Genomic DNA, 13,413 nt, shown 5'->3' with positions numbered 1-13,413 from the left:
GGGGGAAGCCCGGGGGTCAGGTGGTGCGGCGGAGGAGGGCCAGGTACATGGCATCCGTGCCGTGGAGGTGGGGCCAGAGCTGAACGTCGGGGCCGGGCCCCACCGCGGGGACACCCGGGAAGAAGGGCCTGGCGTCGAGCAGCTCGACGCCCGGGTGCTGGGCGAGGACGTCGTCGACGACCGCCCGGGTCTCCGCCGGGTGCGGCGAGCACGTGGCGTAGCCGACGACACCCCCCACGCGCACCGCGCGCACCGCCTCGGTGAGCAGCCCGCGCTGCAAGGGCGCGAAGCCCTTGACGTCCTCTTCCCGCCGCCGCCACCGCGCCTCGGGCCTGCGGCGCAGGGCGCCGAGCCCGGTGCAGGGCACATCGACGAGGACCCGGTCGAAGGACCCCGGCGTCCACACCGGATGCGTGCCGTCGGCCACGATCACCTGGTAGGGCCCGGGATTGCCGGCGAGCGCGCGGGCCACCAGCCGCGCCCGGTGCGGCTGCTTCTCCGCGGCGACCAGCGTGGCACCGCGCCCGGCGGCGAGGCCGGCCAGCAGCGCGGCCTTGCCGCCGGGCCCGGCGCACCCGTCGAGCCACCGCTCGTCGCGGCCCTCGACGGGCACGGCGGCCAGCGCGGCGGCGACCAGTTGGCTGCCCTCGTCCTGGACGCCCGCCCGGCCTTCCCGCACCGCGTCGACCGCGGCGGGGTCGCCGCCCTCGGCGAGGCGTACGGCGTACGGCGACCAGCGGCCCGGCTCGGTGGAGCCGTCCGGCAGCGACGCGGCGACCTCCGCCGCGGTGGCGCGGCCGGGCCGGGCGACCAGCGTGACCTCGGGGCGTTCGTTGTCGGCGGCGAGCAGGTCCTCGATGCCGGCCCGCCCGCCGCCGAGCGCGTCCCACAGCGCGGAGACGACCCACCGCGGGTGCGAGTGCACGACGGCGAGGTGCCGCTCCGCGTCCTCCTCGTAGGGCGGGGCGACCTGTTCGAGCCAGCCGGCGAGGTCCTGCGCGGCGACGCGGCGCAGGACGGCGTTGACGAAGCGCGCCCGGCCCTCGCCGAGCACCACGCGTGCCAGGTCGACGGTCGCGGAGACCGCCGCGTGCGGCGGGATGCGGGTCGCGAGCAACTGGTGCGCGCCCAGCGCCAGGACGTCGAGGACCGGCGGGTCGACCTCGCTCAGCGGGCGGTCCACGCACGCGGCGAGCACCGCGTCGTAGGTCCCCTGGTGCCGGAGCGTGCCGTAGACCAGCTCGGTGGCGAGAGCGGCGTCCCGCCGGTCGAACTCCCGGCCCTTGGCCGCCGCCTCGCGCTCCGCGGCCCGCAGCAGCCCCGGCAGCACGAGGTTCGCGTACGCGTCCCGCTCGTCGACGGCCCGCAGCGCCTCGAAGGCGAGCACCCGCACCGGGTCCCGCTGCGGCCGGCGGTACGGGGTGCCCTGCGGGCGGCGCTGCTGGTCTTTCGCGTTCAATGTGCTCCGCATCCTCGTCCTCGACTCCCCGCCAGCCTACGTCCTGCGTCCGGGCCCACGACCTGCGTCATCGGCTGACGGCAACGCGGCACGCAAGCGGGGCTCAACCGCCGAGGACCGTACCGGCGGGCAGGTGGGTGCCGCGGGACCAGTCGGCGGCTGGCATGCGCTTCTTGCCCTGCGGCTGGACCTCGCCCAGCAGCACCGCGTGGCTCCCGGTGCCGACATGCACCGCGTTCTTCCCGACGGCCAGCTCCCCGGGCCGCAGATCCGTACGGTCCGGCACCAGCGCGACAGGGCCCAGCTTGAGGCGCTCACCCCCGATGAGGGTCCACGCACCGGGGGCCGGGGTGCAGCCCCTGATCAGCCGGTCGACCCGCAGCGCGGGGGCCGACCAGTCGACGGCGGCGTCCTCGACGGTGATCTTGGGCGCGAGGGTGATCCCCTCGGCGGGCTGCGGCCTGGCCGACAGCCGGCCGTCCTCGATGCCGTCCATCGTCGCGACCAGCAGCCCGGCGCCGCTCACCGCGAGCCGCCCCAGCAGGTCACCGCTGGTGTCGGTGCCGCGGATCTCCTCGGTGACGACCCCGTAGACCGGCCCGGAGTCGAGCCCCTGCTCGATCAGGAAGGTCGAGGCGCCGGTGACCTCGTCACCGGCCATCACCGAGTGCTGGACCGGCGCGGCACCGCGCCAGGCGGGCAGCAGCGAGAAGTGCAGGTTGACCCAGCCCCGCGCGGGCACGTCCAGCGCGACCTTCGGCAGCAGCGCGCCGTACGCGACGACCGGGCAGCAGTCGGGGGCGATCTCCCGCAGCCGGTCGAGGAAGTCCTCGTCCCGCGGCCTGGCCGGCTTGAGCACCTCGATCCCGGCGGCGGCCGCCCGCTCGGCGACGGGACTGGCGACGAGCTTGCGCCCGCGGCCCGCCGTGGCGTCCGGCCTGGTCACGACGGCGGCCACCTCGTGCCGCCCGGAGGCGATCAGGGCGTCGAGCGCGGGAACGGCGACCTCGGGGGTGCCGGCGAAGACGAGCTTCATCGTGCGGGGTGTGCCTCTCGGTTCGACGGTGTCACAGAGCACGGCCTGACGTGCCGTGCGGGGAGATCCTGACCTGCGGCGCGGACTCCCCCGCCCACTCGGCCTCGCGGATCGCCAGCATCGCCGCCGCCCGCTGCTCGGGGTCGAGCCGGTCGACGAAGATGATGCCGTCCAGATGGTCCGTCTCGTGCTGGATGCAGCGCGCCAGCCGCTGCGTGCCCTCCACGACCACCGGCTCGCCCCACATGTCGACCCCGCGGGCGACCACGCCGTACGCCCGCCGGCAGTCGTACGTCAGCCCCGGCAGCGACAGGCAGCCCTCGGGGCCGTCCTGCTCCTCCTCGGTCAACGTGAGGTCCGGGTTGATCAGATGCCCCAGCTCGCCGTCCACGAAATACGTGAACACCCGCAGCGACACCCCCAACTGCGGCGCGGCCAGCCCCGCACCCGGCGCGGCCTGCATCGTCTCGGTCAAGTCCCTGACCAGGGTGCGCAATTCCGCGTCGAAGGTCGTCACCGGCTGCGCCGCCAGACGCAGCACCGGGTCGCCGAACAGGCGGATGGGCTTGACGGTCACGGGCGCTTCTCCTGCCGGACGGGGGACGAATGCCGATTCTAGTTCGGCCCGCACCAGGAGGTGCACACCCGGCTCCACGCCCCCGGGGCGTGACTCCGAGGGCCGGTGGCGCGTTGGTCAAGAGAGTTTGACCCATAACCGTCGGTTGGAGAGGCCTGTTGATGCCCGACCACGCAACCCCTGACGCCCAGGCGCGGGCAAGTCTGCACCTGCTCGTGCGGGACATCGAAAGGGTCCGCCGGCAGGTGGATGCGCTGCGGACCCTCACCGCTCAACTGGGCAACGTCTACCGGCCGCGGCGCAGCGGCCCCACCGCCGGCTTCGTGGTCTACGGCCGCGCGCCCGCCCCCACGGTGCGGCTCGCGCAGGAGCTCCGGGACAGTGTGGAGACCCTGGTCACCGCGGCGGTCGAGTTCGACCGCTCGCTCGGCTTCTCCTGGGACGCGGTGGGCTCCGCACTCGGGGTGACCAAACAGGCGGTCCACCGCCGCTACGGGGGCCGCCGGCCTGCCGCGCCCCCCTCCTCCTCGGGGGAGGAGCAGCCCCTTCCCACCGTGCCGGCGGCCCGCTCCATGCCGACGGATCCCGTCCTCCCCAGCCCTCGCAACGGCTGAACACCCGACTACCCGTCGGCGCCCGTGCCGATCCGGTGCCCACCACCGTCGGCGGCTGCGCGCCCGTGCGTGGTCCCCGCGCCTGACGGCGCGGGGTGTTTCCCGCCCTCCCCCGTGGCTCCGCATGGGGGTACCCCATCTCGCTTCGCTCGCCCGTGACAGATCGATGTCGTCTGCGGGCCTCCCTGCGGGCCCGCGCCACCGTCGGCGGCTGCAGGTCCGTGCGTGACGGAGTGCGGCGGTACAAAGAGTCCGGCTGGGGGTGACTCACCGTTGGCGGCGCCCCCGACCGGCCTCACCCCCAGCCCTCCACGGATGTGCAGACGCCGGCGGTGGGAAGGGGACGATCCGGGGGTGTCCCCGCAGGACTGCGCACGACTCCCGCTGGAACGTTCGGGAAGGGCTCAGGTGCGCAGTCCGAGGAGATACCCCCGGAGCGGCACCGACACGACCACCACCGGCACCCGCACCCGACCAACCCCCCGCACGGGCGGGCGGGGCGAGATGGGGGTACCCCCATGCGGAGCCATGGGGGAGGGCGGGCAAACGGGCGGGCCGGCAAAACCGAGCTAACCGATATCCGTCGGATCCAGCCGGACGGCAACCGGCTCGCCACCCCCCCGCGCAGCCCTGGCAACCTGCGCAGCCTTGAGCGCTGCCGCCAGCGCCCCCCCACCCCCCGGCGCCACCCGCAGCAGAAGCCGCTCCCCCCCACCCGGCCCGGCCACCGGCACAGGCCCGAGCTGGTCCGTCCCCGGCGGCAACCGCACGAGCGCGAGCAGCTCGGCCACCGCACCGGCCGGCCCGCTGACGGACGCCATCCGCGAGACCGGCGGAAACCGCAGCTCCGCCCGCTCGGCCAGCTCCCGCACGGCGTGCCCGGCCGGATCCCACCGGACGAGCGCCTGCACGGGCCGCAGCGTCGGCTCGGCGAGCACCAGCACGGTGCCGCCTTCCCCCGCCGGCCGCACAAGCGCCGCTGCCGCGGCCCAGCGCCGCAGCGCCTCCTCGCCGGCCCGCAGGTCGGGCCGGTTCAGCAGGGCCCAGCCGTCGAGCAGCAGCGCGGCGGCGTAGCCGGGGCCGTCGGCGACGGGCTCCGCGCCGGGCGTGGCGATGACGAGCGCGGGTGCGGCGCCGACCGAGGCGAGGACGGTGTCGCGGCCCGATGTCCGCACCGGCACCCGGGGGAAGGCGCGGCCCAGCTCCTCGGCGGTGCGCCGCGCCCCGACCACCTGGGCCCGCAGCCGGAACCCCCCGCACTCCTGGCAGTGCCAGTCGGCCGCGGGCCGCCCGCACCAGCCGCAGGAGGGCGTGCCGCCCTGTTCGCGCAGCTCCAGCGGACCCGCGCAGGCCGCGCACCTGGCAGCCGTACGGCAGGAGTCGCAGGCGAGTTTGGGTACGTAGCCCCGCCTGGGCACCTGGACGAGGACCGGGCCGCCGGCGAGGGCGTCGCGGGTGACCTGCCAGGCCAGCGAGGGCAGCCGGGCGGCGCGGGCGGCGGCGTCCCTGGCCTGGTCGGCGTCGCCGACGGTGCGGATCAGCGGCGCCGCGGCCCGCACCTCGTCGCGGGTGGCGGCCAGTGGCAGCGCCCATCCGCTGTCGACGAGCTGCGCGCCCTCGACGGTGCTGGTGAGGCCGCCGAGCAGGAAGGCGGTGCGCTCTTCCGCGGCCCGCAGCAGCAGGACGTCCCTGGCGTGCGGCTGGGGTGCGTGGGGCTCGGCGTGGCTGGAGTCGCCGTCGTCCCAGAGGGCGACGAGGCCGAGGTCGGCGACGGGGGCGAACATCGCCGCCCGGGTGCCGACGACGGCGCGGACGGCGCCGCGGCTGATGGCGAGCCAGCGGCGGTACCGCTCCTCGGGTCCCGCGTCGGCGGTGAGCATCACGTGGTGGCCGGGGCCGAGCAGGTCGGTGAGTGCGGCGTCGGCGCGGGCGACGGAGCGCCCGTCGGGGAGGACGGCCAGGGCGCCGCGCCCGGAGGCGAGCGTGGCGGCCATGGCGCGGGCCAGCTCGGCGGGCCAGTGCGGGCCGGGCAGGGCGAGCCAGACCGCCCGGGGGATGTCGCCCCGGGTGAGGGCTTGCAGGTAGGCGGGGCCGGTGGTGTAACGCTCCCAGCTGCCGGGCTCGGGCGGTGCGGGGGCGGGCAGCGGCTCGGGCGAGGGGTCCCGCTCGGCGCGAGCCATCCGCGGCGGGACGGCGAGCTGGACGACGTCGGCGAGCGCGCCGGCATAGCGGTCGGCGACATGGCGGCACAGGGCGAGCAGCGGGGGGGTGAGCACGACCTCGTCGGAGAGCACCTGGGCCAGCGGGGCCAGCGGTCCTGCGTAGTCGCTGTCGGCGCGGCGCTCGACGATGAAGCCGTCGTGGAGGGTGCCGCCCTCGCGGCGCCCCTTGACGACCCGGGCGCCGAAGCGGACGCGCACCCTGACGCCGGGCTGGGCGTCGGCGTCCATCGCGGCGGGCACCGCGTAGTCGAAGAACTGGTCGAGGTGCAGCAGCCCCTTGTCCACCAGGACGCGGGCCACCGGCAGCCCCTCGGCCAGCTGCGCTCCGCGCCAGGTGCGCGGCTTGGCCTTTCGCGCGGTGGCGCGGATCAGAGCGAGCTGCTCGGCCGCAGGGGGTTCTTCGACGGTCACCGTCCGATTCTCCCAGAGGGGTCGGACACGCAGGGTCGCACAGCTGGCCCCCGGCTCCGAGGGGGAACGGCACGAAGGCCCACGACAGCGCGGCCCGACGGGAACAGGAGCCCGCGAGGCGAGGGCCGCAGCACCCCGACGCCTTCAGCGCGCCGTGACTCCCCGCATCGCGAGGCGCACACGATTCCGCCCCCCGGATGAAGCTCCGGGGGGCGGAACGGCGCGAACACCCGCGACGGCGCCGCCGGGCGGGAGCGGCCTCCCGCGAGTGGCGAGGGTCACAGCGCCGCTTCAGAACGCCTTCAGCGCGTCTTCAGATTTTCAGAGCCCCGCGGCCGAGCGAAGCGCGTCGACGCGGTCCTTGCGCTCCCAGGTGAAGTCGGGAAGCTCACGGCCGAAGTGGCCGTAGGCCGCCGTCTGGGCGTAGATCGGGCGCAGGAGGTCGAGGTCGCGGATGATCGCTGCCGGGCGCAGGTCGAAGACCTGGGAGATGGCCTGCTCGATCTTCTCGACGTCGACACTCTCCGTGCCGAAGGTCTCCACGAAGAGGCCCACGGGCTCGGCCTTTCCGATGGCGTAGGCGACCTGGACCTCGCAGCGGGCGGCGAGGCCGGCCGCCACCACGTTCTTGGCGACCCAGCGCATCGCGTAGGCGGCGGAGCGGTCGACCTTGGACGGGTCCTTGCCGGAGAAGGCGCCGCCACCGTGGCGGGCCATGCCGCCGTACGTGTCGATGATGATCTTCCGGCCGGTGAGGCCGGCGTCACCCATCGGGCCGCCGATCTCGAACCGCCCGGTGGGGTTGACCAGCAGCTTGTAGCCCTCGGTGTCGAGCTTGATGCCGTCGTCCAGGAGGGCCTTCAGCTCGACCTCGACCACGAATTCGCGGATGTCGGGGGCGAGCAGCGACTCCAGGTCGATGTCGGAGGCGTGCTGCGAGGAGACCACGACGGTGTCGAGGCGGACGGCCTTGTCGCCGTCGTACTCGATGGTGACCTGGGTCTTTCCGTCGGGGCGCAGATACGGGATGGTGCCGTTCTTGCGGACTTCGGTGAGGCGCCTGGAGAGCCGGTGGGCCAGGGTGATCGGCAGCGGCATCAGCTCGGGCGTCTCGTCGGAGGCGTAGCCGAACATCAGGCCCTGGTCGCCTGCGCCCTGCTTGTCCAGGTCGTCGTCGGCGCCGTCGCCCGCGCCCTCGACCCGCTTCTCGTATGCGGTGTCGACGCCCTGCGCGATGTCGGGGGACTGCGCGCCGATGGACACCGAGACGCCGCAGGAGGCGCCGTCGAAGCCCTTCTTGGACGAGTCGTACCCGATGTCGAGGATCTTGTTGCGCACCAGGGTGGCGATGTCCGCGTAGGCGGTCGTCGTCACCTCGCCCGCGATATGCACCTGGCCGGTCGTGATCATCGTCTCCACGGCGACCCGGGATGTCGGGTCGGCCGTCAGGAGTGCGTCGAGGATCGTGTCGCTGATCTGGTCAGCGATCTTGTCGGGGTGGCCCTCGGTGACGGACTCCGAGGTGAAGAGGCGGCGGGACACATCGCTCCCTGGGGTTGCAGCGGCTGCTGGCTGAATCTTTGGCGGAGTGCGCACAGGGCTGCGCCCGGCACTCCGCCGCCAGTTTATCGGTCGCGCCGCTCGTACGGGCACGACATCTCGTTCCTTGGATATGCCAACACCCGCGTCGCCGCGTCCGGCAGTACGACGATCGGTCCTGCAATCACACCTTATCGGGTGAATTGCCCGTTTTACTACGCCCGGCCGGACGAATCCCGTTCCGCACCGGCGGGCAGCCTGGCCGCGACCAGGTCCCACACCGTGTCGGCGAGCGCTTCCTTGGGGCCGAAGGGCACCGCGGTGCTGCTGCCGTCGGCGCCGAGGACCACGGCCTCGTTGTCCTCGCTGCCGAAGGCCCGCCGCTCCCCCACCTCGTTGACGACCAGCAGGTCGCAGCCCTTGCGGGCGAGCTTGGCGCGGCCGTTGGCGAGGACGTCGTCGGTCTCGGCGGCGAAGCCGACGACCAGCTGTCCGGTACGCGGCCGGTCGGCGGACAGCTCGGCGAGGATGTCGGCGTTGCGGGTCAGCGCGATCGGCGCGGGCTCCTCGCCGTCCTTCTTCTTGATCTTGGCGGTGGCGTAGGCGGCGGGCCTGAAGTCGGCGACGGCGGCGGCCATCACGACCACGTCGGCGTCACCCGCGGCCTTGAGCACGGCCTCGCGCAACTGGGCGGCGGTGCCGACCGGCACCACGTCGGCGCCCGCCGGGTCGGGCAGCGCGGTGTTGGCGGCGACCAGCGTCACCCGGGCGCCGCGGGCGACCGCGGTACGGGCCAGCGCGTAGCCCTGCTTGCCCGAGGAGCGGTTGCCGAGGAAGCGGACCGGGTCGAGCGGCTCCCTGGTGCCGCCGGCGCTGACCACCACATGGCGTCCGGCCAGGTCGCGCGGCAGGGTGCCGCGGGCCGCCACGCGGCGGCACACCTCGAAGATCTCCGCGGGGTCGGGCAGCCGCCCCTTGCCGGTGTCGACGCCGGTGAGCCGGCCGACCGCGGGCTCGATCACGACGGCGCCACGGCGGCGCAGGGTCGCGACATTCTCCTGTGTGGCGGGGTGCTCCCACATCTCGGTGTGCATGGCGGGCGCGAAGACGACCGGGCAGCGCGCGGTGAGCAGGGTGTTGGTGAGCAGGTCGTCGGCCAGGCCGTGGGCGGCCCTGGCGAGCAGGTCGGCGGTGGCGGGTGCGACCACCACCAGGTCGGCGTGCTGGCCGATCCTGACGTGTGGCACCTCGTGGACGCCGTCCCAGACCCGGGTGGAGACGGGGTTGCCGGACAGCGCGGACCAGGTGGCCTCGCCGACGAAGTGCAGGGCGGACGCGGTCGGCACCACCGTGACGTCGTGCCCGGACTCACTGAGCCGGCGCAGCAGCTCGCAGGCCTTGTAGGCGGCGATGCCGCCGCCCACCCCGAGCACCACCCGTGGCCGTGGCCTGCCGCCCGCCGTGCGCCCCTCGTCGGCCTCGCGCGTCATCGTCTCTCCCGCCGGTGTCGAAGGAACCGCTCGTCGGATCCACTCGTCGGAACCGCTCGTCGAATCCACTCGTTCCATGACACACCACAGGCCCGGCGGTCGCGCCGCCGGGCCTGTGAAATGTCGTACGAGCGCTCAGTGCGCGGGGGCGTCCACGGCCTCCGAGGTCAGCAGACCCGCGTTGATCTCGCGCAGTGCGATCGAGAGCGGCTTCTCGTGGACGTGGGTGTCCACGAGGGGACCGACGTATTCCAGCAGGCCTTCGCCGAGCTGGGAGTAGTACGCGTTGATCTGGCGGGCGCGCTTGGCCGCGTAGATCACCAGGCTGTACTTGGAGTCGGTTGCTTCGAGCAGCTCGTCGATCGGCGGGTTGATGATGCCCTCGGGCGTGGTGATGGAAGAGGACACGCTCTACCTACCCCTACTGATTGATGGTGCCTGCCGACGAAGGCCGGCGGGGACGAACACAAAGACCGTTCAGACAATCTGCATCAAGGCTAGCAGCTCACGCGCTACATCCTCGACGGAGGTGTTGACAAGGGTCCGGTCGAACTCGGACTCGGCGGCCAGTTCGACGCGGGCGGCGGCCAGCCGCCGCTCGATGACCTCGGGCGACTCGGTACCGCGCCCGGTGAGCCGGCGGACCAGCTCGTCCCAGCTGGGCGGGGCGAGGAAGATCAGGTGGGCGTCAGGCATCGACTCCCGGACCAGCCGGGCGCCCTGGAGGTCGATCTCCAGCAGCACCGGCTCGCCCGCGCCGAGCTTGTCGAGCACCGCCCGGCGGGGTGTGCCGTAACGGTGGCCGGCGAATTCGGCCCACTCCAGGAGTTCGCCGTTCGCGACGAGTTTGTCGAACTCGTCGTCGTCGACGAAGAAATACTGCACACCGTGCTGTTCGCCGGGGCGCGGTTTGCGGGTGGTCGCCGACACCGAGAGCCAGACCTCGGGATGCACCGTGCGCAGATGCGCGACGACCGTGCTCTTGCCGACCCCCGAGGGGCCGGAGAGCACGGTCAGCCGCGGACGTCTGACCGGGGGGGTCGGGGCGACCCCCTGCGAAGCGAGGGGGCGCGTTGCCCCCCGGGAGACTGCATAGCTCATGGAGCGATTATCCCTGGTTCCCGGAGGAGCCGGGACCTCAGGCGGGGGTGCCGCCGAACTCGCGCTCCAGGGATGCGATCTGGTTCGAGCCAAGACCGCGCACTCGGCGGCTCTCGGAGATGCCGAGCCGTTCCATGATCTGCTTGGCGCGCACTTTCCCGACACCGGGGAGGGATTCGAGCAGGGCGGAGACCTTCATCTTGCCGATGACGTCGTTCTCCTGGCCTTGCTTGATGACCTCGTGAAGGGAGGCGCCGGAGTGCTTGAGCCGGTTCTTGACCTCGGCGCGCTCCCGGCGAGCCGCGGCGGCCTTTTCGAGCGCGGCAGCGCGCTGTTCAGGGGTAAGGGGCGGAAGTGCCACGCCTACGTCACCTCGGATGTAGAGCATCGGATATGGACCGTGTGAAACACACTCACCCCGCACCTGCGGGATGAAGAGCCGCGCGGGTGAACTGCGCGCTCCTGTCGGAGACTAGCGGTCCGGACGGCTCAAGTCAGCGAGAACAGTCGAAAAGTCCTGGTCAGCCTTGATCCGAGGGGATATTTGGGACAAAGCGGAACAGGTCGCTGGCCCAATGCCGCAGGTGGTTGAAAGCGGCCCTTTCTAGGTTCGAAATTCAACCGTATTACCGGAGGGTATTACCGCACTATTGCCCCGCCCTTGAGGCCTTCCGAAGATCGCCTTCAGGCGCCTTCCACGGCGGCGCGCACCTCGTCCGCGTATCGCAGCGCGGCGGCACGCAGCGCGGCCGCGTCGGGACCGTGCCTGAGCACACCGCGGCTCACACTCGGCAGGACATTGCCCAGCGCCGCCCCGAAGACCCCGGGCAGGTCCGCGGGCGTCGCGCCCTGGGCGCCGACGCCGGGGGCCAGCAGCGGGCCGTTGACCGCCAGGTCCACGCCCGCCTCGCCCAGCGTCGCGCCGACCACCGCGCCGACCGAGCCCAGCGGGGCCGCGCCGGCGTTCTCCGCCCTGATGTCGTCCAGCATCAGCTGCGCGACCGTCCGGCCGTCGCCCACCGTCGCCCGCTGCACCTGCGCGCCCTCCGGGTTCGAGGTCAGCGCCAGCACGAAGACGCCGGAGCCGGAGACCCGCGCCGCGTCCAGCGCGGGCCGCAGCGAGCCGAAGCCGAGGTAGGGGCTGACGGTGAGCGCGTCGCTGAACAGCGGCGAGTCCTTGTCCAGATACGTGGCGGCGTACGCGGCCATGGTCGAGCCGATGTCGCCGCGCTTGGCGTCCATCAGCACCAGCGCGCCCGCCTGCCGCGCGGCCACCACCGCCCGCTCCAGCACGGCGACACCGCGCGAGCCGAAGCGCTCGAAGAACGCGGACTGCGGCTTGAAGACCGCGACCTGCTCCCCCAGCGCCTCCACCACGGTCATGGTGAAGCGCTCAAGGCCGTCCACACCGTCGCCCAGGCCCCAGTCGGCCAGCAGCGAGGCATGCGGGTCGATGCCGACACACAGCTGTCCGCGGGTGTCCATGGCGCGGCGCAGCCGCACACCGAAGTCTTCCTGCCGCTCGGTCGTCATGGGGTGGCCTTCCTGGTGTCGGCGCCGACCGCGTCGGCGAGGGTGGCGTGGGGGCTCGCGGCCAGCCGGGCGGCCAGGCCCTTGTGGACCGCCCGCATCCACAGCGGTCCCTGGTAGATGAAGGCGCTGTATCCCTGTACGAGGGTGGCACCGGCGAGGATGCGCTGCCAGGCGTCCTCGGCGGTCGTGACACCGCCGACACCGACCAGCGTGATCCGGTCGCCCACCCGGGCGTACAGCCGCCGCAGCACCTCAAGCGAGCGGTCCGCCAGCGGCGCCCCCGACAGCCCGCCGCCCTGCGCGACCACCGCCGGGTCCGAGGTGAGGCCGAGGCCCTCGCGGGCGATCGTGGTGTTCGTGGCGATGATGCCGTCGAGCCCCAGCTCCACGGCGAGGTCGGCGACCGCGTCCACGTCCGCGTCGGCGAGGTCGGGCGCGATCTTCACCAGCAGCGGCACGCGGCGGCCGTCTGCCGCGCCGTCGGCGGCCTCCCGTACGGCCGCGAGCAGCGGCCGCAGCGCCTCGGTGGCCTGCAGGTCGCGCAGCCCCGGGGTGTTGGGCGACGACACGTTCACGACCAGGTAGTCGGCATAACGCGCGAGCCGCTCGGCTGAGGTGACGTAATCCTGTACGGCCTCACCCTCGGGGACGACCTTCGTCTTGCCGATGTTGACGCCGACGGTCGTCGGGAAGACGGTGCGCCGCGCGGCGAGCCTCGCCGCGACCGCCGTGGAGCCGTCGTTGTTGAAGCCCATCCTGTTGATCAGCGCCCGGTCCCCCACCAGCCGGAAGAGCCGCGGGGTCGGGTTGCCCGACTGCTGCCGTGCGGTCACGGTGCCGATCTCGACGTGGTCGAACCCGAGCATCGCCATGCCGTCGATGGCGACGGCGTTCTTGTCGAAGCCGGCGGCCAGGCCGAAGGGGCCGGGCATCTCCCGCCCGAACGCCACGGTCCGCAGGGCGGGGTTGCGCGGGGCCGATACGGCACTCACGAGTGCTCGCAACACAGGGACCCTCGCGACGAGTCGGATCCATCTGAAGGCCAGGTGGTGCGCCTTTTCGGCGTCCATCCGCCGGAAGACCAGCCGAAAGAACAGGTGGTACATGCCTCGCCTTGTCTCGTCCGTTGCGCCCGTCCGGGACGCGCGGTCCCCCTCCGGGGCGGTCACCCCTACCCAGGTGAGCGCCCTTCCCCTGGCGGGGGGCTTCGTGCGGTTCCCCTCCGGGAAGGGGGTGCCCACCAGGGGCGCGGGGAACTGCGCGACCAGCCACCGACCGCGCGCGGGTCGCCACCGTCCGAAAGGGGCTGTTCGGTTCGATCCGGACCACCGGCCTGTGGACGGCCGAGCGCGCAGTTCCCCGCGCCCCTGAGGGGCACCCCCTTGCCGAAGAGGAGCCGCACACCCACCGCGCCCGGCGGAGGGGCGCCCC

Annotated in this window: 12 protein-coding genes; 1 reads left to right on the top strand and 11 read right to left on the bottom strand. The window is 73.5% G+C overall.

Annotated elements, in window-relative coordinates; all coding sequences use genetic code 11:
- Nucleotides 1–16: 16 nt before the first annotated feature.
- From OG900_34380 to def, 3 genes are all read right to left on the bottom strand, one after another.
- Nucleotides 17–1,459, bottom strand: coding sequence for an rRNA cytosine-C5-methyltransferase (locus OG900_34380; protein WUH94739.1), 1,443 nt, complete (start codon nucleotides 1,457–1,459; stop codon nucleotides 17–19).
- A 103-nt stretch (nucleotides 1,460–1,562) separates the two neighbouring features.
- A complete protein-coding gene (gene fmt, locus OG900_34375; protein WUH94738.1) occupies nucleotides 1,563–2,495 on the bottom strand; it encodes a methionyl-tRNA formyltransferase in 933 nt (310 codons plus the stop codon).
- Nucleotides 2,496–2,526: 31 nt separating this feature from the next.
- Complete coding sequence (def, locus tag OG900_34370; GenBank protein ID WUH94737.1) at nucleotides 2,527–3,072, bottom strand: peptide deformylase; 546 nt, start codon at nucleotides 3,070–3,072, stop codon at nucleotides 2,527–2,529.
- Nucleotides 3,073–3,233: 161 nt separating this feature from the next.
- Between def and OG900_34365 the strand changes: the two genes are divergently transcribed.
- The gene (locus OG900_34365; protein ID WUH94736.1) at nucleotides 3,234–3,686 is read left to right on the top strand and encodes a hypothetical protein; all 453 of its coding nucleotides are present in this window, start codon (nucleotides 3,234–3,236) and stop codon (nucleotides 3,684–3,686) included.
- 569 nt (nucleotides 3,687–4,255) lie between these two features.
- Here OG900_34365 and OG900_34360 read toward each other — a convergent pair.
- The 8 genes from OG900_34360 to OG900_34325 all read right to left on the bottom strand — a co-directional run bounded on the left by OG900_34360 (nucleotide 4,256) and on the right by OG900_34325 (nucleotide 13,088).
- A complete protein-coding gene (locus OG900_34360) occupies nucleotides 4,256–6,319 on the bottom strand; it encodes a primosomal protein N' (GenBank protein WUH94735.1) in 2,064 nt (687 codons plus the stop codon).
- 321 nt (nucleotides 6,320–6,640) lie between these two features.
- The gene (gene metK, locus OG900_34355) at nucleotides 6,641–7,861 is read right to left on the bottom strand and encodes a methionine adenosyltransferase (protein ID WUH94734.1); all 1,221 of its coding nucleotides are present in this window, start codon (nucleotides 7,859–7,861) and stop codon (nucleotides 6,641–6,643) included.
- Between the two features lie 212 nt (nucleotides 7,862–8,073).
- Nucleotides 8,074–9,348: a bifunctional phosphopantothenoylcysteine decarboxylase/phosphopantothenate--cysteine ligase CoaBC gene (gene coaBC, locus OG900_34350; protein ID WUH94733.1), complete on the bottom strand. Its 1,275-nt coding sequence runs from the start codon at nucleotides 9,346–9,348 to the stop codon at nucleotides 8,074–8,076.
- Nucleotides 9,349–9,483: 135 nt separating this feature from the next.
- Nucleotides 9,484–9,756, bottom strand: a complete 273-nt coding sequence (rpoZ, locus tag OG900_34345; protein ID WUH94732.1) for a DNA-directed RNA polymerase subunit omega — start codon at nucleotides 9,754–9,756, stop codon at nucleotides 9,484–9,486.
- Between the two features lie 69 nt (nucleotides 9,757–9,825).
- Nucleotides 9,826–10,449 (bottom strand): guanylate kinase, encoded by a 624-nt coding sequence (gmk, locus tag OG900_34340; GenBank protein WUH94731.1) that lies wholly within the window; start codon nucleotides 10,447–10,449, stop codon nucleotides 9,826–9,828.
- Between the two features lie 37 nt (nucleotides 10,450–10,486).
- Nucleotides 10,487–10,810, bottom strand: coding sequence for an integration host factor (locus OG900_34335; GenBank protein WUH94730.1), 324 nt, complete (start codon nucleotides 10,808–10,810; stop codon nucleotides 10,487–10,489).
- A 323-nt stretch (nucleotides 10,811–11,133) separates the two neighbouring features.
- Nucleotides 11,134–11,982, bottom strand: coding sequence for an orotidine-5'-phosphate decarboxylase (gene pyrF, locus OG900_34330; GenBank protein ID WUH94729.1), 849 nt, complete (start codon nucleotides 11,980–11,982; stop codon nucleotides 11,134–11,136).
- Nucleotides 11,979–13,088, bottom strand: coding sequence for a quinone-dependent dihydroorotate dehydrogenase (locus tag OG900_34325; protein ID WUH94728.1), 1,110 nt, complete (start codon nucleotides 13,086–13,088; stop codon nucleotides 11,979–11,981). Before OG900_34325 ends, pyrF begins: the two co-directional genes overlap by 4 nt.
- Nucleotides 13,089–13,413 lie beyond the last annotated feature (325 nt).

The organism is Streptomyces sp. NBC_00433 (assembly GCA_036015235.1).
In the GTDB taxonomy this organism is placed as follows: Bacteria; Actinomycetota; Actinomycetes; order Streptomycetales; family Streptomycetaceae; genus Actinacidiphila.
This window is presented reverse-complemented; position numbering and strand designations above follow the sequence as displayed.